We start from the raw sequence: 22,507 nt of genomic DNA, 5'->3' as shown, positions 1-22,507 counted from the left end.
TTGATAATCTCTCTGTCCTGTACGTATGAATAAAGGTGAAAATTTGCCATGAATATCAGTCATTCTAATACTTATCCTTCATTAGATTCCAGCCAGCGCGGGGCAGTATTGATTGTGGTTTTACTGTTTTTAATACTGATTATGCTCGTTGGAGTCATAGCGGTACGCAACAGTAATACCGATTTAAAACTTGCAACCAGCGATCAGATAAACACTTTGCTTTTGCAGTCTGCGGACAGTGTCAATAATAAGATTGAAATATCGGTTAATGGTTCTCCAGCCAGTGAGCAATATAAGCAAATTATGGGTATTACAGGGATATTTGGCTACTATATCTTAGAAGATAACAACGATGATATTATCGATTTTTGTTACCGTCCACGTTCTTCTTTTTTCAATATTGATGATGCCGTTATACGTCGTAATACGGGTAAGTTGGTCGACAATACAACAGGTTATTGTGACCCTACCAAAGCTACTGACTATACCAGTAATCGTAATACGACAATGACGCAAGTTATGATAAAGAACGTTAGTGCTACTGCAAATAGTGGTAATTTTGAGCATATGAATCTCGGTACAGATTCTGATGAGAAAACCGCAAAAATGTTTACGTTCGATATTTATTCGACTTCAGTGCTACCTGCGTATGGAAAGGCGAAGGATGATAAAGTCAAAGAATGTTTTGCAAAAAATGCTTCAGACCAAACAGATGGTGTGATGAAATGTATGAAAGACAATAATATTCCTAACAAGATGTTGGTAGAGCAAGTTGATTTGGCCAATATTCAAAGTAGTGAGCTATGTGACTACTTTGGTAGTGGGGGTAAAACAGACAGCACTAACCCTTTATGTAGAGATATTTGATAGGGACATATAAGAAAGTAGCGGTTATATAGTTGAATCGCTGCTATAGATCTATAACTGATTTAAAAGCTACTATATTTATATCGTCACGTCTATCGTAGCCGTGCTCAGGAGATAACATTATGAAACTCAAACACCTCAATCGTTATCGCGCGCCCAAAGTGACGGCTATCGAATCCGCTGCTCAAAAACATATTAACTCTTGGTGGCGCGTCTCTAGCTTAAGTGCTGCTGTACTCGGCATGATGTGTATGAGCATGTCTCAAGCCGCTGTCAATCAAGATGGCAAAGTAAGCAGTATCGGTGACCTAAGTATTTATCAGCCAGCTTCTGCTGCGCGTACTAACTTGATGATGATGATCGATACTTCAGGCTCGATGGGGATCAGCTCGTTGGTTCTTCCTAAAAACAATAAATATGGAAGCCCTGGTGATGTAGATGTACCATTATGCGATCGTGTTGTAGTAGGTGAATATGATAGGGATAGAAATACTAATAGTATTTTTGAGTGGGCTTATAACCTAAAAGATGCATCAACTAAAGGTCTAACGTCTAAAAAGAAAACGGTTACTATCGGTTCTGAAACGATTGATTATTATGTGCGTGGCTGTACAAAGACATTTGGACAGGGAGCGAGTGCCAAAACGGTTACAGAACTAGATCGGCTATCGCGATTAAAAGACGCATTAATACCATTGTTAGTAAGCGATCAAATTAGTAATAAAGTCTATATGGGTCTTGGACACTTTTCGTCCAAAGCTGAGTATCAAGACGGAAACGAGAGGAAGACTATTACCATTGGTACAGCAACTAACGTATTAGTTGATGGTCACTCTGGACGTATACTAGTACCTTCGGCACCTCTGACTATTGAACAACGCAAAAAAATTATTAAGGCATTGGCAGGTTTTAAATCGCTTGATACCACTACGAATGAGGACGGTACGGCAAACTCTAATCTTAAGCTCTCTAGTAACAGCTATCCAGACGTTACCAAATCTTCGAGTGGTACACCTACTGCCCATGCTTATGCAGAAGCTGGCGCTTATATGATGGGTACAGGAACTGGTGTAGATAATAATACCGTCAAAAATGTAGGAATCATTTATGATGGTTATATGGTTAAGCAAAATGGTGGGGCCGACAAGCAGATTTATTTTGTCTGCGTTGAGCTAGGTACAGATAAAACGTCAGCGATTGGAGCGGTCGTTGAGCAGTGTGTAAATAACTGGCCAGGACGCGATGGCAGCAATATCTCCCAAGGAACAGTAGATAAAGGCATTTACTACCCAAATCCTGATGTTGCAGGCGCATGGTTAAAAATCGCTAGCAAAGCTGATTTTAAAACGAAGATAAAAAGTTTAACTGGTAAAGATATTTCTATAAACAATCTTTGGGACACTTATGAAGCTCTACCTGTTGGATGGCGCTATGGTGGTTGGTTAAAGGTAGATCAAGAACCCCTTGATATCGAGCCTATCGTCGGTACTGTATGGGGTTATGGCGAAAGTATAAGAGGTCTAGTATCTTATCGAACCAGTCCATTTTCCCTAAGCCCCGGTACAGAAAATGAAGTAGGTGGTCTGAGATATTCAGCAGCAGACACTAAAAATGCTAATGGTACCGCTTATATTAAAGGCAGTAGTACAGAGTCCTGTGACAGTAATGGTATCTACTTCTTAACCGATGGCGCGCCAAACTCGACCAAGCCTGGTATGGCGCGTAAGATTATGAACAAATCATTATCAACCAATTTGTATGAAATTAATGGTGTGCCGTCTGGATTAGTGTCACCAAAATTGCAATCTAATCTATTTGCTGGTGAAACAGGGGGCTGGGAATATATCGGTGAATATGCCAAAAAACTGCATGACAAAACTAAAAATCCATCTGGGGCAAGTATTAGAACAGCAGTAGCAGGATTTGGTTCATCATTTGCTGGTATCCCTAAAAAATCCGATGGTACTTATAATTGTGATGTAACAACTAATGTAGATGCAAAAAATGCTTGTAAATGGGGCGGCCCTGACTATGGCAATGGCGGCTTCTTTTACGCAGAAACCTCACTTGATATTGCTAATAGTGTGCAGAAATTTATCACGGATTTAAATCAAACTATTAATACCACACCAGCTGGTACGATTACTGTCCCAGATGACCCTTATCAAACCAGTACGACGTTGCCCTATGCCTATCTGCCTATGTTAGAGCCTAAAGTAGGAGATACGTTTAAAGTATGGCCAGGCAACCTTAAAAAGTATGAAACTAAAAACGGTACATTGTATGGTCAGGGCAACAGACGACTGTATAGTGATGCAGGTGGGACGCTAAATGATGCCGCAGCTGATCTATGGGCCCAGTCACCTATAAGTGCAGCAGGTAATTCTGCTGTGAATAGTGGGGGTTTTTATGCTCGCTTAGTAGCTCCAGACTTTAGTTCCCCTGCTAGCACACGCAATGTATTTTTCGAAAACTATAAAGGAATTGATAATACAAAAATTCCTGAGGGTGTGGTAAAAATTGGCGTTGGTGACAATGGAGTGCCGACCGGTTTTCCTCAGATAAATGACGGCGTGTATAGTTCTGGAGGCAAAACGCTTCTACAATCCAAGCGTATCATGCTTAACTTCTTAGGCTACAACGTTGATTACTTAACTGACTATAGAGATAAAGATGACCCTACTAAGCCGTTATATATTGATAAAATGAATATGAAGGAAGCAATATACTTCCCAACTCAACCAGTTCGTCAAGTTGGTGGAGTCGTGCACTCGAAGCCTGCATTAGTTTCTTATAGTGCCGAAGTGAATGAGTCAGGTAACATCACTGCAAATAACCGAGAAGATTATTTATTATTTGGCTCGATGGATGGTGCCTTGCATTTAGTAGATGCCAATACAGGCGAAGAAGAATGGGCACTGGTATTACATGAGATGTTCCGTAAACAACCAGAAGCTTTAGTAAAAGAAGCGATGGGCGATTTAAGCTTTGGGATTGATGCTCCATGGTTAGTCAGTGCCAAATATCGTTATAGCAGTACAACATCAGGCGATCAAAAAACTCGCAAAGTTTCCTTATATAAACCTGATAGCAGTAATGTAAATGACGTCACCAATACGAGCAATTTCTTGTCAATGGCGGCTTATGGTGGTTTCCGAATGGGCGGAGAAGGATTATATGCTCTAGACTTAGCTGACAAAAATACGCCAAAAATCCTATTTAGTATTACGCCAGATATTACTAGTACAACAGCAAAACTGCATAGAAATGACACTGGTACTCAGGTCACTGTTAATAACAGTGATTATAATAATGTTGGGCAGATCTGGAATACAGTCACCACGGCTCGAGTAAAAGAAGGCGCTAGTGACACTAAGTACAAAGACGTCATCGTATTTGGTGGGGGTTATGACATGCAGTACGAAGATCCACAATTCGTACCGACTACGGCAGCCAAAGGCAGTTCTATCTATGTGACCGATGCAAAAACAGGCGAGAAGCTGTGGTCGTGGGACAATCCGTACAATCACAGTATCGTCGCTGGCGTTACGCCACTAGATCGCAATAATGATGGTTTATTTGACCATTTATACTTTGCCGATTTAGGTGGCAATGTATTCCGTGCAGACTTCGTTAACGAAAAGAAAAAAGCGTTTAAAGAAGTACGCGTGGTTCGAGTGCTTAATGCTTCCGAAAATGTCACTGCATTACCATATCGCTTCTATGCTCGTCCAGTAGTGAGCTTTTATAGAGATAAGCAAAGCAAGATATTTGCCCTTGTCAATATTGCTTCTGGCGATCGCAGTTCACCATTAGCTAAGCGCCGCGATGTAACTAGTAGTGATAAAAGCAAAGCCAATCGTTTATATGGGATTATTGATACTGATGTAACTCGTAATGATCTTTTAGACAGTAGTGCTACGTCAACACTCACTATCAAAGAATTAAACGAAAAAGATGATTTGATAGAGTTAGGCGGTAGTCACCTGTCTGAAAACACCAAAACGGCAAAAGCAGCAATGGTCGAAGAGCTTTCAGTGATAGATAGCTCAGAAGACAAAAGAGGTTGGTACTATCCGCTAACGCGTTTTGCAGGATTTGAGAACGTCTCGCATGTAAAAGCCATGGGCGACTATCGTGTCATGAACAATTATTTATTTATGTCCGTATATGACCCTAACATGTCTTATGGCAACAATAGTATTTGTGAGGCACAAACGCTTGGCGGCTCAGAGCAACAAATGTATTGCCTGCCTTATGGCGTCTGTATGGATAACAGCTCTAAAACAGGTACAGGCGGCTTTACACCTGCCGGTAAAGGTATTCAAGAGCTGACACTTGGTGCGGTGAATGCCAATAACTTAGACACGACCGTGCTAATAGGTACGCAAAGCCTGACAGATCGTGCTAATGATCTTATCGATTATGGTGATGATAGTAAAAAAGGTAAGGGTCCAAAAGAGCCACCAGTAGGCGGCTATGTAGATGGTAATGACCCGTATGCTGGTATCACAAAAGATAAAGGTGATGGTTCTATGGCAAGCATATTATTCAAAGAGCGTTATGTGCTAAAACCAACGCAATGGTATGAGAGTAACTAATGCTTAATCATACTGATAAGAAACTTAGTGGCAAGAGCCGCGGTTTTACGCTCATCGAACTGATGGTTGTCGTTATGATTATCGCGATTCTTGCGGCAGTTGCGATACCGAGCTATCGACAGTACGTCATTAGAAACGCTGAAAATGAGGTGCAGTCGAAGATGCTCCAATTAGAGCTTCAGCTCGAGCGTTGGCGCTCATCTGCGTTGACTTATAAAGGTTTTCAACCGCAGATTGTCGATAGTAATAATAGTGTGAGTCATGGTTACGATGTCAATAATAAGACTATTTATGTGCCGCAAGGTAGCGATGCGACCAACTATCGTTATCAAATTACCCTTGTCGATGGTGCGACACCGACCAAGTCACTCATCAGTGCAGGACTCGATAACAGCACGGGTCGGACGTGGAAGATGCTTGCTGTCCCTAATAGTACGGGTACTTTCAAGAGTGCGAACAACATGCTGATGACCAGCTCAGGTTTGCGCTGTAAAAATACCACTACACTTGCGGTTACAGCGACCTCTTGTGGTACAGGTCAGGAGAACTGGTAATGATAGCAATAATAAATCAGAAGTTGGATAATTTAGTAATGTCGCAACGAGGCTTTACGCTCATTGAGATGATGATTGTCGTCGCTATTATCGCCTTGCTTGCATCTATCGCGTATCCAAGTTATCAGAGCTACATTATTAAGTCTAAACGTGCTGATATGATGAGCGAGATGCACAATGTAGCCTCCGAGATTCAAAGTCGCAAATTAGCTCAAGGTGCTTATAGCAATGCTTTAATTACTGGTCTTGGCGGCGACTATCCTAAACAAGGTATCGCTCTCTATACGCTTGCTTTTACACCTGATCCTCTGACTTCTGAATGGACAATGACTGCCACCCCGAAAACTGGCACCCAAATGGCTGGCGATGGTGCACTCAGTCTTAACTATCAGAATATCAAATGTCGAGCAGCCGTTTGTGGCTCAGATAATAGATGGAACGAGTAAAGAGAGCCTAGAAGTTAAATGTCGCTGACAAAAATTGTCATTATTAGTTACGTATTACTGTCATAGAGTATGTGAACTGACAATTTTCAGTAGGCTAAGCGTAACATTTAGCGTCATTTAATATTATTATGATGGTTCATTACGTATAGATAGTAGTCATAATCACGTACTTAAGGTAAATAGCTAGTATAAATAATTATTTTGGCATGCTATATGCAATAACTATAATAAGACAAACATATTATATTACTAAAGATAAAACGCGGCTGTAAAAACAATAGCCATTTATCTTTATATACCCCAAAAGGAGTTCTTATGAACACTGCTCAAAAAGGTTTTACCTTAATCGAACTAATGATCGTTATCGCGATTATCGGTATCTTAGCTGCGATCGCTCTACCTGCATATCAGGATTATACTGCTCGTGCAAAAGTAGCTGAAGTTGTATTAGCTGCTTCAACATGTCGAACGGCAGTCACAGAGGCATCTCAAACTGGTTTCAAAACGACTCCAAAAGGCGGTGACTTTGGCTGTGGAGAAGGTGGTACTAAGGCAAAACCTATTTCTAAATATGTACAAACAGTAGCCACTAGTAAAGACGGTGTAATAACGGTAACTGCACAGAATATCAATCAATTAGGTACTAACGTGAATTTTGATTTAGTGCCATATACGGATGCAGATACTACGAAGACTGGTAATAAGGCTAAAGCTGTTGATTTCAATCGTGCAAGTGTTAAACCTATTGTTGCTTGGGAATGTGCTGCAGGTAGTACTAAAGGTATAGATGCTAAATATCTACCAGCATCTTGCCGTTAGCAAGCGTAGGCTGGGCTTTTAGCCCAGCTCAAATTACGCAAGGTTGTGATGATGGGCAAAATTTCCAGCCTACAAAAAGTCTCGTTTAATATCTAAAAACCAAACATCTCGTTTGGTTTTTTTGTGTTTAAAATTATTCAAAATTTTTTTCTTCAAATATTTGCAAGGTTAATATGCTGGGCAAAATGCTCATCCTACACAGATTAAACGATTAAACGATTAAACGATTAAACGATTAAACGATTAAACGATTAAACGATTAAACGATTAAACGATTAAACGATTAAACGATTAAACGATTAAACGATTAAACGATTAAATTTAATAAAAAACCAAGCGTAGCTCAGCCTACAAATCTCAAGACCTATAAAGGTAAGCGAATATATTAGATTACACATCATATCAAATGTTTATACTTTTATCACTCTCATCCGATCCCTAATCAGCGGGATACACGCCCTTTTTTAATCAATTTATGTATTGTAGAGTATTGCCAATTTTGTGGGTTGGTAACGTAGCCATGCTTGACAGCATTATAGTGAATATAATCCATGTGTTGCTGATAATCCAAGTCATTACGACGACGATGCTCCCAAAATCGTCGTCGCCAAATACCGCGCGCTCTTTTTGCTTATAGTGAAGACGTAATGGTTTCGGTTTTATTGATTTGTTTAGAGAGTTGACTTTTGATACTTGCCACTATGACAGCATAGTTATCAGAATGTGGCGGCAGAGTAATCATTATATGGACGTGGTCAGGAAGAACGACCATAGCGTCTAATTTGAATGGGTGGTGTTGAAGGGTTTTAGCGTAGGCATTACGAAACTTGTCAATATAAATAAATAACAGTGACGACTTTCTATCAAGTAGATTAAAGGTCAAAAAGTGAAAACCGCCTTGGGTTTTGTCACGCATATAGTTTCTAATAAGGCAATCCGTGTATAGACGAGGTAATGGGGTGTAGGTAGGCTGCGGCTTAAGCGTAGGCTGGGCTTTTAGCTCAGCTCAAATCATGCAAAGTTATCATGCTGGGCTAAAGCCACAGCCTACGAGATACGAATTGGAGTTAGGTTATAAATAAAAAGGCTGAGCCAAAAGCCCAGCCTACATAGTATCCAAAGTATCAGTTATTGCCTACTTCTCTAAATACTGAATCTTACCTTCTACGCCATCCCATTTCTCAGCTTCTGGCAATTGACCTTTCATTTCAGTAATGTTTGGCCATTTTTGTGCCAGCTCTTCGTTTAGCTGGGTGAACATCTCTTGTCCTTTTGGTACTTCATCTTCTGAGAAGATCGCATTGGCAGGGCATTCAGGCTCGCATAGCGCGCAGTCGATGCACTCGTCAGGATCGATGACGAGGAAGTTCGGGCCTTCATAAAAGCAGTCCACAGGACAGACTTCCACACAGTCGGTGTATTTGCAAAGAATGCAGTTATCTGTAACGACAAAGGTCATAGTGAGGTCTACCTGTTATTGGATTGGCTGATATGGTTCATCCCTTTCAAAAGAGTTACTGTGCTCACCGTGCTTGAAGTATTATTGGTACATCTGCACTTGGTTGCCATGATCTTCTTTTAAATTGAATCAACGATAAGGGCTACATAGAATAGTTGGAAAATAAGGCACATTTTAACGCCTTTACGGCTAATTGACAATTCCCTTTAATGACTAATGATTTTTTTCAAATGATAGAGTAAATCATGCGCTTGCTTTGGCGTTAAGGTATCAGGATCAATCGCGCTTAGTTCATCCTGTAAGCTAAGCAGCTGATTTTGTTGTGGAATATCAGCCATTATTTGATATTGATTGGTGATTTTTATATCATCTCTCTCTATTTCATGACCATTCATATGATCGCATTTATCATTTACTGACTTAGCTAATTCATTTTTGTCATCAACGGTTATCACGTTTTCTAACCTGCTAGGGTCCAATTTTAAGTTATCTGCTAAGTAGCGCTTGGCGTCATCCAGTACTTGGGTAGGAATCCCTGCCATTTTTGCCACATGAAGACCAAAACTAGAGCTTGCTGCACCATCTTTGATTTGATGCAGTAGTAGCAGTTGACCGTCGATTTCACTGGCAGCGACATGGACGTTGCGGATAAGTTTGTCATTACTTCCACTGCTTTCTTTATAGTTTTCCGCCAATTTTGTCAGCTCAAAATAGTGAGTGGCAAATAATGTCAGGCAGCCAATCTCTAGCAATCGATTAACGCAAGCATGAGCAATGGCCAAACCGTCAGTGGTCGCTGTGCCGCGTCCGACTTCATCCATCAGTACCAGCGATTTATTGGTTGCTTGATTGAGAATATTAGCCGTTTCAATCATTTCAACCATAAAGGTCGATTTGCCGCCCGCCAAATCATCCGCTGAGCCAATACGGGTAAAGATACGGTCGATATCGCCGATATGAGCACCCGCTGCTGGCACAAAGCTACCGCAATGAGCAAGTAGGACGATCAATGCCGTTTGGCGCATATAGGTTGATTTACCACCCATATTAGGACCAGTAATCATCAACAGTCTTTCAGGGTTTTCATCACTGCCTAGTGCACAATCATTAGCGACAAAATGGCTGCTATGCTTGGCAGGAGTATTGCTTTGAGTATGAATAGGGTTTAGTGCGGCTTCGACGACGACATGACGACCTGCTTTGATATCGATACTGGTTTGATTGTTATTATTCAAGCCATTTTTTAAGTGACTGTTTTTTAAGCTACTATTGTCTTTTGAGTCGTTACTCATGACTGGTCGTTGCCAGTTATAAATAATTGCAAGCTGTGCCCAATTACTGAGCACATCTATTTGCGCAACCGCAGCGCTCAGTTGTTGCAGTTCGGCTAAATGGTTGCTGAGTTCAGTTAAGAGTTCGTGATACAGCTGCTTTTCACGGGTCAATGCTAAGCTTTGCGCACTCAGATATTCTGTCTCAACTTCTTTTAGCTCATCAGTGATAAATCGCTCGCTACTTTTCAGCGTTTGCCGCCGGATAAAATGCGCTGGTGCATTCTTTGCTTGCATTTTAGGCAATTCAAAATAAAAGCCGCTAACCTTGTTAAAGCCTACTTTTAGACTGGGTAATTGACTCTTTTGACGCGCGCGTTCTACCATCTCATCCAATGTCACTTGGATATTGTCATGCAGATGAGTCAAGCGATCAAACTCAGCATCGTAACCTGCGGCGAGCATGCCACCATCACGGATATGGGCAGGTGGTTCTGCGATAATGGCTCGCTCAATCAGCTCAGCGACGGACTGTATGGCAGGTAACTGTGCAGGCAATTGCTGCATAAGCATCGGCAACAGTCCTGCTTGCTCATGGCAAATACCTGCATTTGTCAGTAGCGTCGTAAGCTGGGCGCTACTAGCAATACCCTCAGCAATTTTACGCAGGTCACGTGGCTTAGCACTCATTAGCCCAATACGGCTACTAATACGTTCCATATCGCCAATAGCGTTTAAGGTTTCGCGCAATCTGGTAACTAATGAGATATTTCCCGAGCTTTGCTCAGACTGTTTATCAGTATTTAACAAACTGGTTATCGCATCTAGGCGTAAATTAATGCGCGCATGCTGACGCAATGGGCGTTTCATTTGCTGCACGAGTAAGCGTCGACCCATCGGCGTTTGACAATGATTAAGGACAGATATTAATGACGTACCATTACTGCTAACGGGTGCAAATAGCTCAAGATTTTGCTGACTATTGGCATCGATAATTAAATAATCGTCACTGTACTCAACGATAAGTTGATTGAGCTGTGGCACATGACGCTGCTGAGTTTGCCGAGCATAATGTATGAGCGCTGCACAGCTAGATTGGGCAAGAAGTGCGTCATTGATTCCTAGTCCATCGAGGCGCTGCACGTCAAACTGCTGGCAAAGGGTTGCGCTGGCATGCTCACGATGAAAGTCATTGACCGCCACTTCGATAATCGGACAGTCGAGGTTTTGACGTAGCCACAGCATCCAATCTTCGCCGATACGGTCGTTAAGTGCTTCGCTAACGATACATTCACTCGGCGCAAAGCGTGCCAGCACCGTCAGCATTTGCGTTTGTAGTTCTTCAATATCGTCATGGCTGTTATTAGAGATGGCGCTAAGCGTTTGCGTCGTTAGTGTTCCAGCGGCTAAATCCATTTGGCTAATGGCAGCGTGCACAGGTTGTTTGCTGTTCGATTTAGGTATCTCGATATCAATGGCGACCACAGTTGGCGTATGATTGGGCGCAATTAAAGCATCATCAGTAATCGTCCCTGCGGTCAGCGTTTTAACCACTTCACGGCGCATAATACTGCCAGCAGCAGATTTACTTTTATCTTTTTTCTGCTTATCGCCCATCGTCGGAGCATTGGAATGATTATTTGCATTGTCAGTGCCAGATTCGTCAATTTGCTCACACACAACGACGGTTTGCCCAGCAGCTATCAACCTTGCCATGTAGCTATCGGCCGCATGAAAAGGCACACCTGCCATGGCAATGGTATTGCCCGCTTTATCCGTACCACGGCGAGTCAAGGTGATGTCTAATATTTGTGCCGCGCGCTTAGCATCATCAAAAAATAACTCATAAAAATCACCCATGCGGTACAGCAGTAACGCTTGTGGATAGTTGGCTTTCATGGTTAGATATTGCACCATCATCGGCGTATGATCTGCCAAATGATAAACGGTATCGCCTACCATCAACTGATCGGCGGTCAAAGGTGTCGCGGTCTGTTGTTTTGATATTGCGTACTTCGACGGAGTAGGTTTGGCGGCGTTAAGGTTTTGAGCGGATGGCTTAGCGGTCATGCAGAGTCTCTTATAATGCTTAAATGGATTTTTTAGTCAGTTGGCGTTAGATGTACGACGGTATATACATATCAGCGTAAAAAAATAGATGAGAAAAACACTCGCTTATGAGTGGTTAATTTGCAAGATTCTGGTTGATTTTTACCAAAATAGTTTTATTAAAGGGTCATCATAGCGCGCAAATTTAGCAGTCGAAAAACTAAGAAGTGTGAAAGTGTAAATACTATTTTAACACGTCCTGCCGCGCTTTTACGTCGGCAAATATCTACTCGCTGCCCTTGTATCCATCGGCGTCATAACCATATATAATGACGTCACACTTAATTGGGCGATACTTCATTAGGCGACACTTCATTAGGCAGTACCTTATTAATCAGTGCTTTGTTAAGAGGTGCTTTGTTAACAAAAGGTACTTAGTCAGGTGATGACTGTAATGACAAGGCGGCAGCGGGCGAAGCTTTGGCTAATGCGCACTAATTATCGAATATTTCCATAGGTCAAAAAATTATGTTATCAAAGATTATAGGCAGTGTGGTTGGCACTAAAAATGACCGCGAATTAAAGCGCATGCGCAAAGTGGTCAGCAAAATCAACGCACAAGAGGCTGCGGTACAAGCCCTGTCTGATGAGCAATTACAACAAAAAACCGAAGAGTTTAAAGCACGCCACCAACAAGGTGAAAGCTTAGATGCACTACTACCAGAAGCGTTTGCCGTCTGCCGTGAAGCGTCATTACGCGTCAATGGCATGCGTCATTATGATGTGCAGCTGATCGGTGGTATCACCTTGCACGAAGGCAAAATCGCTGAGATGAAAACGGGCGAAGGTAAAACCCTAATGGGTACTTTGGCGATGTACCTCAATGCCATCAGTGGTAAAGGTGTGCATCTGGTTACGGTCAACGATTATTTGGCGGCACGTGATGCTGAATTGAACCGTCCATTATTTGGCTTTTTGGGCATGACCGTCGGTGTCATTTATTCACAGCAACCGCCGCAAGAAAAAATCGCCGCTTACCAAGCCGATATTACTTATGGCACCAATAACGAATACGGTTTTGATTACCTACGCGATAACATGGTCTTTAGTTTAAAAGAGAAAAAGCAGCGTCCATTAAACTTCTGTATTATCGATGAAATTGATTCTATTTTAATCGATGAGGCTCGTACGCCGCTAATTATCTCAGGTCAAGCTGAAGATTCTTCACGTATGTACGCGCTGATTAATACCATTATCCCGGTGCTGATTCGCTCAAAAGATGAAGAGGCCAATAAGAATAACGAAGAAGAAGATTTTTGGATTGATGAAAAAAATCGTCAAATCGAAATCAGTGAAAAAGGCTATGAAAAAATTGAGCGCTTCTTAATCGAAGTCGGTGAGTTGGGTGAAAATGAAAGTTTATACAGCCCAAGCCGTTTGCCATTATTGGCTCACGTACAAGCTGCCATTCGCGCCCATCATGTATTTGTTAAAAACGTCCACTATATCGTCGATGATGGTGAAGTGGTTATCGTTGATGAAAACACGGGTCGTACCATGCCGGGTCGCCGTTGGTCAGAAGGTCTGCATCAAGCGGTAGAAGCCAAAGAAAACGTCGAAATTCAAGCAGAAAACCAAACGCTTGCGACCACGACGTTCCAGAACTACTTCCGTTTGTATGAAAAATTATCAGGCATGACAGGTACCGCTGATACCGAAGCAGCAGAATTCAAATCAACTTATGACTTAGATGTCATCGTGATTCCAACGCACGAGCCGATTGCTCGTATCGATATGGATGACCAGATTTTCTTAACCAAGTTAGGTAAATACAAAGGTATCATTCGAGAAATCAAAGAGATTCAAGCCAAAGGTGCCCCAGTTTTGGTTGGTACGGCGACGATTGAAGCCAGTGAAGAGTTGTCTTACTTGCTTGATCAAGAAGGTGTCAAGCATAACGTCCTAAACGCAAAACAACACGAGCGTGAAGCCGAAATCATCGCGCAGGCAGGTAGTCCAAAGGCTGTGACGATCGCGACCAACATGGCAGGTCGTGGTACCGATATTATCCTTGGTGGTAACTGGCAATCGTTTATTGAAGATATCGATTCGGTCAGCCCTGAAGAAATGGCGCGCCTAAAAGCAGAATGGCAAGTCAAGCATGACCAAGTGGTTGCGGCTGGCGGTTTGCATATCATTGGTTCTGAGCGCCATGAATCACGTCGTATCGATAACCAGTTACGTGGTCGTGCCGGTCGTCAAGGCGATCCTGGGATGTCGCGTTTCTTTTTATCGCTCGAAGATGACTTGATGCGTATCTTTGCTGGCGACCGCGTCGTAAATATGATGCGTGCTATGGGACTTAAAGAAGACGAAGCTATTGAGCATAAGATGGTCTCAAAATCCATTGAAAATGCCCAAGGTAAAGTAGAAAGCCGCGATTTTGATGCGCGTAAAAATCTGTTGAAATATGATGACGTCGCCAATGAGCAGCGTAAAGTGATCTATGGTCAGCGTGATGACTTGCTAGCAGAGATGGACTTGCTTGAAGCCATTGAGATTATGCACGAAGAAGTCTATAACGCCATGATTAACCAGTTTATTCCGCCAGGTTCTATCGATGACCAATGGAATATCGATGGCTTAGAAGACGAGCTTGAAAATGAATTTAAGATTGCGATGCCGATCAATGATTGGCTCGATGAAGATCGTCGCTTAGATGAAGAAGGCTTACGTGCCAAAATCATCCAAACGGCTATCGATCGCTATCATAGCCGCCGTGAGCAGATGGGCGAAAAAGATGCTGCCCAGCTTGAGCGTCACTTTATGCTACAGAGCTTAGACAAGCATTGGAAAGAGCATTTGACCCAAATGGATCAGCTGCGTAAAGGCATTCATCTGCGTGGTTATGCACAGAAAAACCCTGAGCAAGAGTATAAGCGTGAATCATTTGAGCTGTTCCAAATGATGCTTGGCGCAATTAAATCTGAGACCGTTCAAGATTTATCACGTGTCCATATTCCGACCAAAGAAGAGCTAGAAGCGCTGGAAATACAGCAGCGTGAGAATGCTGCTCATATGCAAATGCAGTTCGAGCATAGTGATATTGATAATATGGATAGCGGAGCTGAAAAAGCCGCCGCGCAAAATCGCAATCTTGCTGGTAGTGCGGTCGCAGGTGCTATTGTGGGTAGTGGTAGTAATACCAATGAGGCAGATCCATACGCTGGTATGAATATCAGTCGTAACGCCCCATGCCCTTGTGGTTCAGGTCTTAAGTACAAGCAATGTCATGGTAAAATATAGCATTCATAAGCGAATATTGATAATAAACAGCTAAGCATTGCTGCTTATATATCTTTAATATTCGTTAGTCTCAAAAGCCCTTATCTACTTTAGATAAGGGCTTTTCTGTATTTGCTCATATTCTTTGTCTCTACATTATCTTGAATCGACTATATTATTTGCAGACAGTAAAGTTGACTCTTCACAAATGTGTTGGCTATATTTTGTATTGATTACTTACAAATTCAACATAGGCGTGAATTTATGGACACGTTATAGTGTTTAACATATTCATTGGGGAAAGTGTTATGACTATAGAATTATTAAAAAAATTGCGCACTTCTGTGGCGCTGACTGGGCTACTTGCTGGCGTCCTGACGCTTAGTGCTTGTCAGCAACAGTCAGAGACAGAAGCGGGTACAGATGATGGTGCTCATAGCGAAGAAACGGTGCCAATGTCCGCTGAACCTGCTGAGCCTAATGAGGTGGTTGTCGATACAGCGGATGCATCGCTCAGTGAAGTACAGGATGATACCGTAGCTTCCGTCAATAGTGGCGTCAGTCAAATAGCCTATCTGTGCTCACCTGAGCTGAAAGTTAATGCAACTTATAAAGAAGATGCCAAACAAGTAGTCATCGCGACTGATACGGGTACGGTGACATTAAATAAAACCAATGATGCCAGTAATCCAGAAGTGTTCGAAGTAGCAACTGCTATTGATGGTAGTCAGGGCTTTACCCAGTGGCGTGTAGCACACGAAGCGCGTGAGACGGGTGTGATGCGTACAGCAGGTACAGATGCGGCGAACGTCAGCACTTATGAATGTAAAAAAACCTCATAATAAGTAAGCAATCAAGAAAAAAGCAACGATAACGTTGCTTTTTTTTATGTCTAGTTTTAATGAGTCAGAAAAATTATTTATGAGGATTGGCGCTAGACTCATGTGCCAAAAATCCCTCTTCTTTCACATCTAATTCTTCATGCTTAAGCACTACTTGGATACTATCTGTATGGATATGAGTGGTTTTATTGATATCGATTTCTTGGATAGCATAAGTGTCTTTAGTAATAGTAGCCACTTGACGTGATAGGACAATTTCAATCGGTTCATCACCAATTTCGATCTGTTTGCCATTTACGGTAACGACCGCCTTGCTATCTAACGATGGCTCGACATGGCGCAATATATCCTTTTCATCATAATTGCCTGACAATAAGTCCTGACTTTTCGCATCATGGTATTCAGTGCGAATAGTAATATACTCTTCTACCAACTCAATAGGCACGTCAATGGTCTTAGTACGAGCGTGCTTGGTCACCGTTACTTTACCAACATCTAAACGCTCTTTGTTGATGACAGGACGCTCTTCTAATAGCTCCAAGTGTCCAACATTAAGATTGCTCTTATCTATGTTATTACTACTTATATCATTACTTTCTATGTCATTAGCTACTGTGCCATTAGGAGTATCAATTGGGGCAGTCATAGCGTTTGGTGTCACTTGTTTGTTATGTAAACCCTCTTTTAGAAAGCTATCGTTCTGGATACTGTCGTCGTGATTGCTAGTCATCCTAATGTCCTTATCTTTATGAAATAATCGTTATACAATATTTTAGAGCCATTTTTGCAGATTTTGCAAGGTTAGCATTATCAGATGTCATTAAGTATTTCTAATTCCTAAGTATTTTTGAGTATAGTAAGCAAAAAAAGACCAGAGGCATGCTCTGGTCTTAATTCACTAAGTAAAAATACTTAGCTGCTTATTACGGTCATGTATTGCTCGGCGATCTTATTTTTTAATGACAGCCAAACAGTATGACAGTTTAGCGTATTACATACCACGAGCGCGGCGTACGTCTTCTGCAGTAATACCATCACGGTCGATTATGTTGCCTTCGCGGTCTACTACGTTGCCATCGCGATCGATATCTAGTTCTTCACGTTGGATAGTCTCAACGATAGTTTCAGTATGACGTTCAGTGGTTTTACCGACGTTCACTTCTTCAGATACGTAAGTGTCTTTACCAACGCGGGCACGTTCAGCCTCTAGTTCAACCTCAATGGTTTGATTACCATCAATGTCACCGATACGGCGATCTGTTGGACGATCTACGTTAGTACGCTGGATATTAGCATGCTCTTCTTCTAGCTCAACATCGACATTACGCTCTTCGGTCACTATATGCTTACCAACTTTAACCAAACCTGCCACGATACGGTCTTTATTGACGGTCAAGCGCTCTTCTAGTAGCTCTAATGTATTTGGTGCGTCATAGGCATGGTCTGCTATCTCCATACGCTCTGCAACTGGAACAGTATCAGCAACAAATGCTTGACGATCCTTTTGATACTGGTCTTTATAGCTATACTGATAATCATGGTCATATACTTCCATGGCATCGACTTGAGACTTGGTCAAGCTGTCAAAAAAGACATCATCACCAACGATACGTGCCAAGCCAGCGGGTACCAATACTTCTTTTGAGCTGAACCAGCCACCAGCATCAACGATTAAATAACGAATGCGACCAGTCGTGTCTTCTACTAATGCACCTTCAATTTTACCAATTTTTTCTTCATTGACACCATAAGCAGTTTTACCTGTTGGGTCATAATAATCATCACCGATTAAATCTTTATGAGTAGCTTGGATATCTTTTAAACGAATTAGTTGGCTCATTGTTGTCTTCCTTTTTTATGAGTTAATCATTATTAATTTTTTTAAAAACAATCGTTGTTTTGGAAAAGTTAAATTTCTAGTAAAAATATTTTTATAATAAGAGGTGTAGTAAGCCATGTGAGTAGCCTCTACATCGACTTGTAAGAATCTTAACATCATGATTTTCGATGAGATATATGAGCAAGGTAGCAAAGTGTGCGCTTGGAGTAATTGCGTGTAATAGGCTGTAAGTGGCATAACATAGCTGGGGTCAAAGATTAACGTGTCTTTACACAGAGCAATATTTCTAGCTTATTTAAGAGTCATAGACACAGAAAAACCGCAAAGCAAATAGCGATGCGATTCCTGATATGTTGAAAATTTTGTAATAAACGATAATGATAGAAGCTAATTTAACATATCAATCGATTAATTGATCTACTTGAGTGTTAAGCAAGTTCAATAGCCACAGCCACGGCTTCACCGCCACCAATACAAAGTGTCGCAACACCTTTTTTGCCGCCAGTACGCTTGAGAGAGTTGATAAGCGTGATCAAGATACGAGCACCTGAACAGCCTACTGGATGACCGAGTGCACAAGCACCACCTTCGACGTTTACTTTGGCATGGTCGATTTTTAGCTCGTCCATCGCCGCCATGGTTACCATTGCAAACGCTTCGTTGATTTCCCATAGGTCAACATCAGCGACTGACCAACCAGCACTAGCCAATACTTTTTCAATTGCACCAATCGGAGCAATGGTAAATTCGCTTGGGTGACGAGAGTTTGATGCGGTTGCAACAATACGCGCTTGATATTCAAGGCCTTCAGCTTTCGCTTGCGATTCTTTCATGACCACAACCGCTGCCGCACCGTCTGAGATTGAGCTGGCGTTTGCTGCCGTGATGGTGCCGTCTTTAGCGAAGGCTGGACGTAGAGTAGGGATACGCTCAGCATTAGCAAGTGCGGGTTGCTCATCGGTATCGATGGTTTGCTCGCCTTTACGGGTTTTAAAAGTCACTGGCGTGATTTCATCTTTGAAGTGGTCGTCTTTGATAGCAGTGAGCGCACGATTTAGCGATTCGATAGCAAACGCATCCATTTTCTCACGGGTGTAGCCTTTTTCATCAGCCATTTCCTGTGCGAACATACCCATCAGTTTGCCAGTTTCAGCATCTTCTAAACCGTCTAGGAACATATGATCTTTGACTTCTTTATGTCCCATACGGTAGCCGCCACGTGACCCTGGCATGATGTATGGCGCATTGGTCATTGATTCCATGCCACCAGCGACTGCCACATTGAAACTACCAGCTTTGATGCCGTCATGTGCTTGCATGACTGCTTTTAGCCCTGAACCACAAAGCTTGTTAATAGTGACAGCGCCAGTTGCATCAGATAAACCTGCATTACGCATCGCTTGACGCGCAGGGCCTTGACCCAAGCCTGCAGTCAAGATACAGCCCATAATGACTTCATCAATACTATCGACTGCCACACCTGAGCGTTCGACAGCGGCTTTAATGGCAGCGCCACCAAGTTCAGTTGCGCTCATATCTTTTAGTGCGCCTTGGAAGCCGCCCATTGGAGTACGTGCACCGTTTAAAATTACAATTGCATCATTTGACATCGTTATTATTCCTTTTTACGTATTTTAAATGAGTTTGTTTTAATTAAAACCAAACGCGGACTAGATAGCATCTTTTAGGCTCAATAACTGCAGGCTTTATGCTAGCTCATCTAAGCGAATGCGTACTACTTTATCAGTAATGGTATCTAGTTTTTCAATTTTTTCGATGGCTAGATTCATCTGGCTTTCAACCACGGGCAGCGTCAAAATAATAACTGGAACTTGACCAACTTTGTGCGCAGGTTTTTGTAAAATCGCATCGATATTGATACCAGCATCGCTTAGAATGCGAGTAATATCTGCCAACACACCAGGGCTATCATAAGCATGCACACGCAAATAATAACCGGTAATCATCTGCTCAGCGCGCAATATGGGCGTGTCTGATAGCTGCTCAGGGATAAATGCTAAATGCGGCACATGGTGACCGTGATTGTTTTGATTACTGTTGCTTTCATCGCTACTGTCTTTGCTACCTAGAACACGTACCAAATCCATCACATCGGCCATCACCGCAGAAGCGGTTGCGCCAGCGCCAGCACCATCACCGCAATATAGCGTCTGTCCAAGCGGATGAGAGTTGACTAACACCGCATTTTTTACGCCATTGACGTTGGCGAGTAACGCATCCTGCGGAATTAGCGTTGGGTGTACGCGCAGCTCGATACCAGAAGCCTCATCATTACCTTGACCATCACGGCGTACGGCAAAACCCAAATGCTTGATACGGTAGCCAAGCTCTTCCGCATAGTTGACGTCTTGTAAGGTGATACCAGTGATGCCTTCACAGTAGACCTTGTCAAATTGCAGCGGAATACCAAAGGCGATAGAGGCGAGTAATGCCAGTTTATGAGCTGCATCAATACCTTCGACATCAAAAGTCGGATCTGCTTCCGCATAACCCAATTCTTGTGCTTCGCTCAACACGTCGGCAAACGGGCGACCTTTGTCACGCATTTCGGTCATGATAAAGTTGCCAGTACCGTTGATGATACCTGCTAGCCAATCGATTTTATTGGCAGCGAGCGCTTCGCGCATGACTTTAATAATAGGGATACCGCCTGCGACGGCTGCTTCATAAGCGACATGAACGTTATGCTCTTCAGCAAAGGCAAAGATTTCGTTGCCATGTTCTGCCAATAGCGCCTTATTTGCAGTCACCACATGCTTACCGTTTTTAATGGCGTGCATAATTACGTCTTTGGCAAGGGTCGTACCGCCAATCACCTCGACGACGATATCGACATTGTCGCTTGCAGCAGTTGCCATCAAGTCACTGTTTTGCATAATATTGGGATCAATATCATCACGATGACGGCGCGTACCAACTTCGGTAATGATAATGTCGTGTCCGCTACGGCGTTTTAGCTCATTTAAGTTGTCATTGATTAGATTGATCACGCCCGTTCCGACGGTGCCCAGACCAAGTATCGCTAGTTTGATGGAATTACTCACAGTATCCTCAAGAGGTTAAATATAATGAACCAATGATAACGCTGTCATAGCGTCAAATGCACATGCGCTACTAGCTGTAGTATTGGTGTGCATTTTGACAGTCGCAGCTTTATCGATTTCTCATTACAGTTGAATAAAAAATACTCAAATAAAAAGTATGCTGCTGATTTTTCATAGCGCTTTATCGTATCATACCGACAAGCAGTTGTGACGTCTACACAATGTCGCCATCGTCATAGATATCACAAATACCTGAAACAATAACAGATTTTAGCTAGCACCGACAGCTTGAGCCAACTCCGCCGCAGGTAGATAGCCGCCTACTTGCTGACCAGATTCTGTAAAGATAGCGGGAGTACCACGCACACCAAGTTTTGCACCCAATGCCATGTGTTCTTGTACAGGGCTGGCACAGCTAGGCGCTTGTACATCAGCGCCCATTTTTCCTTGATTCATGGCAGCCTTACGATCTTGACTACACCAAATGGCTTCCATTTTTGGCACCGATTCCTGACTGCGCGGCCATGCCAAATAACGTACTTCGATACCACGTGCATTGATATCATCCATCTCTTCATGCAGTTTACGACAATAACCACAGTCTGCATCGGTAAAGGCATAGACCACTAACTTCGTTTCGCCTATTGCTGGATAAATCACCATGTCTTTTTTATCGACGGCTTTTAAGGCTTCTTGTGCGGTACTAGCAACCAATGCCGCACTGATATCGATAGGCAGAGCCTCGCCAACCGCAATAATCTGACCTTGGATAATGTGTTTGCCAGACTTATCAGTAAAGAAAGAAGGCAGTCCTTCCGCTGTGACCCAATAAATACCATCCATATCTGTTGGTACGGCTGAAATGATATTTTCTTCAATACCGGACGTATTCAAATTCGCCTGCAACGCCTTTATCACGGCAGCATCGCTATCAGCGGATGCTTTACTTGTACTGGTTTTAGCATCGGTATTATTGACGATACTGGTGTTGCTGGTCGCATCTGCTGCATTGTTTGAGCAGCCCGCAGCAATCACAACAAGCAGTGCACTCATCATAAAGCGAGATAAATTATTTCGAGAAAAGCGGTTTTGAGCAAAGGTGTTTTTTGCAATCGGGGATGACATATATAGGTGTCCTGTAGGCATCGTGCCTAATCGTGAAGTCGTTTTAAGAAAAATGATACTAAATTTCTATATAAAGCAATACGTATCGATATTGTCTTAAAGGTTTAAAATTAAAAGGTTTTTTTACAATTTAATAATTATAAAAGGTAAGTAATCATGTCGCCTATATTAACATATTTATGGCAAATAACAGCCACAGGCTATGAGGTGATATAGGGAGGTGAGGGCAGCAATAATAGTAGTAGGCATAAACGTCAATTCAAAAAAATAAGATACATTTGTAC

General features: G+C 42.4%; 15 protein-coding genes. 7 read left to right on the top strand and 8 right to left on the bottom strand.

Features of this window, described 5'->3' with window-relative positions; genetic code table 11:
* Positions 1-48: 48 nt before the first annotated feature.
* The 5 genes from ACP7AE_RS09260 (at position 49) to ACP7AE_RS09240 (ending at position 7,287) form a co-directional block, all read left to right on the top strand.
* Positions 49-867, top strand: coding sequence for a PilX N-terminal domain-containing pilus assembly protein (locus ACP7AE_RS09260; protein WP_087814584.1), 819 nt, complete (start codon positions 49-51; stop codon positions 865-867).
* 122 nt (positions 868-989) lie between these two features.
* Positions 990-5,468 carry a pilus assembly protein PilC gene (locus ACP7AE_RS09255; RefSeq protein ID WP_426242683.1) on the top strand — a complete coding sequence of 1,493 codons (4,479 nt, stop codon included), beginning with the start codon at positions 990-992 and terminating at the stop codon, positions 5,466-5,468.
* Positions 5,468-6,022, top strand: a complete 555-nt coding sequence (locus tag ACP7AE_RS09250; protein WP_201540560.1) for a type IV pilin protein — start codon at positions 5,468-5,470, stop codon at positions 6,020-6,022. Before ACP7AE_RS09255 ends, ACP7AE_RS09250 begins: the two co-directional genes overlap by 1 nt.
* Positions 6,022-6,468, top strand: coding sequence for a type IV pilin protein (locus ACP7AE_RS09245; RefSeq protein WP_201540559.1), 447 nt, complete (start codon positions 6,022-6,024; stop codon positions 6,466-6,468). The genes ACP7AE_RS09250 and ACP7AE_RS09245 overlap by 1 nt, the downstream gene beginning before the upstream one ends.
* Positions 6,469-6,783: 315 nt before the next feature.
* Positions 6,784-7,287, top strand: a complete 504-nt coding sequence (locus tag ACP7AE_RS09240) for a pilin (RefSeq protein WP_201540558.1) — start codon at positions 6,784-6,786, stop codon at positions 7,285-7,287.
* Positions 7,288-7,918: 631 nt separating this feature from the next.
* Here the strand turns inward: ACP7AE_RS09240 and ACP7AE_RS09235 are convergent.
* From ACP7AE_RS09235 to mutS, 3 genes are all read right to left on the bottom strand, one after another.
* A complete protein-coding gene (locus tag ACP7AE_RS09235) occupies positions 7,919-8,203 on the bottom strand; it encodes a transposase (protein ID WP_201539857.1) in 285 nt (94 codons plus the stop codon).
* 219 nt (positions 8,204-8,422) lie between these two features.
* Positions 8,423-8,746, bottom strand: coding sequence for a ferredoxin FdxA (gene fdxA, locus ACP7AE_RS09230; RefSeq protein WP_055123496.1), 324 nt, complete (start codon positions 8,744-8,746; stop codon positions 8,423-8,425).
* Positions 8,747-8,952: 206 nt separating this feature from the next.
* Positions 8,953-12,087: a DNA mismatch repair protein MutS gene (gene mutS, locus ACP7AE_RS09225; RefSeq protein ID WP_426242679.1), complete on the bottom strand. Its 3,135-nt coding sequence runs from the start codon at positions 12,085-12,087 to the stop codon at positions 8,953-8,955.
* A gap of 507 nt (positions 12,088-12,594) precedes the next feature.
* Here mutS and secA point away from each other — a divergent pair.
* Both secA and ACP7AE_RS09215 read left to right on the top strand, forming a co-directional pair.
* Complete coding sequence (secA, locus tag ACP7AE_RS09220; RefSeq protein WP_426242677.1) at positions 12,595-15,372, top strand: preprotein translocase subunit SecA; 2,778 nt, start codon at positions 12,595-12,597, stop codon at positions 15,370-15,372.
* Positions 15,373-15,659: 287 nt separating this feature from the next.
* On the top strand, positions 15,660-16,193 hold the full coding sequence (locus tag ACP7AE_RS09215) for a hypothetical protein (protein WP_201539854.1): 534 nt from the start codon (positions 15,660-15,662) through the stop codon (positions 16,191-16,193).
* 73 nt (positions 16,194-16,266) lie between these two features.
* Here the strand turns inward: ACP7AE_RS09215 and ACP7AE_RS09210 are convergent, their stop codons facing one another.
* The 5 genes from ACP7AE_RS09210 to ACP7AE_RS09190 form a co-directional block, all read right to left on the bottom strand.
* Complete coding sequence (locus tag ACP7AE_RS09210; RefSeq protein WP_227676385.1) at positions 16,267-16,923, bottom strand: YsnF/AvaK domain-containing protein; 657 nt, start codon at positions 16,921-16,923, stop codon at positions 16,267-16,269.
* A 261-nt stretch (positions 16,924-17,184) separates the two neighbouring features.
* A complete protein-coding gene (locus ACP7AE_RS09205; protein ID WP_045443477.1) occupies positions 17,185-18,033 on the bottom strand; it encodes a DUF2382 domain-containing protein in 849 nt (282 codons plus the stop codon).
* 428 nt (positions 18,034-18,461) lie between these two features.
* Entirely contained in the window at positions 18,462-19,643 is a 1,182-nt protein-coding gene (locus tag ACP7AE_RS09200; RefSeq protein WP_201539853.1) for a thiolase family protein, read from the bottom strand.
* Positions 19,644-19,739: 96 nt separating this feature from the next.
* Complete coding sequence (locus tag ACP7AE_RS09195; RefSeq protein WP_426242674.1) at positions 19,740-21,098, bottom strand: homoserine dehydrogenase; 1,359 nt, start codon at positions 21,096-21,098, stop codon at positions 19,740-19,742.
* A 270-nt stretch (positions 21,099-21,368) separates the two neighbouring features.
* Complete coding sequence (locus tag ACP7AE_RS09190) at positions 21,369-22,223, bottom strand: DsbC family protein (protein ID WP_426242672.1); 855 nt, start codon at positions 22,221-22,223, stop codon at positions 21,369-21,371.
* Between the last annotated feature and the right edge of the window lie 284 nt (positions 22,224-22,507).

Origin of the sequence: Psychrobacter sp. TWP2-1-2 (genome assembly GCF_049896785.1) — a bacterium.
In the GTDB taxonomy this organism is placed as follows: Bacteria; Pseudomonadota; Gammaproteobacteria; order Pseudomonadales; family Moraxellaceae; genus Psychrobacter.
Note: the sequence above shows the minus strand (reverse complement) of the source record. Positions and strands in the feature narration are given on the sequence as shown.

Bases quoted from the DNA above. Each gene is read 5' to 3' on its own strand.
- ACP7AE_RS09260 (WP_087814584.1), top strand. From the start codon at position 49: ATGAATATCAGTCATTCTAATACTTATCCTTCATTAGATTCCAGCCAG.
- ACP7AE_RS09255 (WP_426242683.1), top strand. From the start codon at position 990: ATGAAACTCAAACACCTCAATCGTTATCGCGCGCCCAAAGTGACGGCT.
- ACP7AE_RS09250 (WP_201540560.1), top strand. From the start codon at position 5,468: ATGCTTAATCATACTGATAAGAAACTTAGTGGCAAGAGCCGCGGTTTT.
- ACP7AE_RS09245 (WP_201540559.1), top strand. From the start codon at position 6,022: ATGATAGCAATAATAAATCAGAAGTTGGATAATTTAGTAATGTCGCAA.
- ACP7AE_RS09240 (WP_201540558.1), top strand. From the start codon at position 6,784: ATGAACACTGCTCAAAAAGGTTTTACCTTAATCGAACTAATGATCGTT.
- ACP7AE_RS09235 (WP_201539857.1), bottom strand. From the start codon at position 8,203: ATGCGTGACAAAACCCAAGGCGGTTTTCACTTTTTGACCTTTAATCTA.
- fdxA (WP_055123496.1), bottom strand. From the start codon at position 8,746: ATGACCTTTGTCGTTACAGATAACTGCATTCTTTGCAAATACACCGAC.
- mutS (WP_426242679.1), bottom strand. From the start codon at position 12,087: ATGACCGCTAAGCCATCCGCTCAAAACCTTAACGCCGCCAAACCTACT.
- secA (WP_426242677.1), top strand. From the start codon at position 12,595: ATGTTATCAAAGATTATAGGCAGTGTGGTTGGCACTAAAAATGACCGC.
- ACP7AE_RS09215 (WP_201539854.1), top strand. From the start codon at position 15,660: ATGACTATAGAATTATTAAAAAAATTGCGCACTTCTGTGGCGCTGACT.
- ACP7AE_RS09210 (WP_227676385.1), bottom strand. From the start codon at position 16,923: ATGACTAGCAATCACGACGACAGTATCCAGAACGATAGCTTTCTAAAA.
- ACP7AE_RS09205 (WP_045443477.1), bottom strand. From the start codon at position 18,033: ATGAGCCAACTAATTCGTTTAAAAGATATCCAAGCTACTCATAAAGAT.
- ACP7AE_RS09200 (WP_201539853.1), bottom strand. From the start codon at position 19,643: ATGTCAAATGATGCAATTGTAATTTTAAACGGTGCACGTACTCCAATG.
- ACP7AE_RS09190 (WP_426242672.1), bottom strand. From the start codon at position 22,223: ATGTCATCCCCGATTGCAAAAAACACCTTTGCTCAAAACCGCTTTTCT.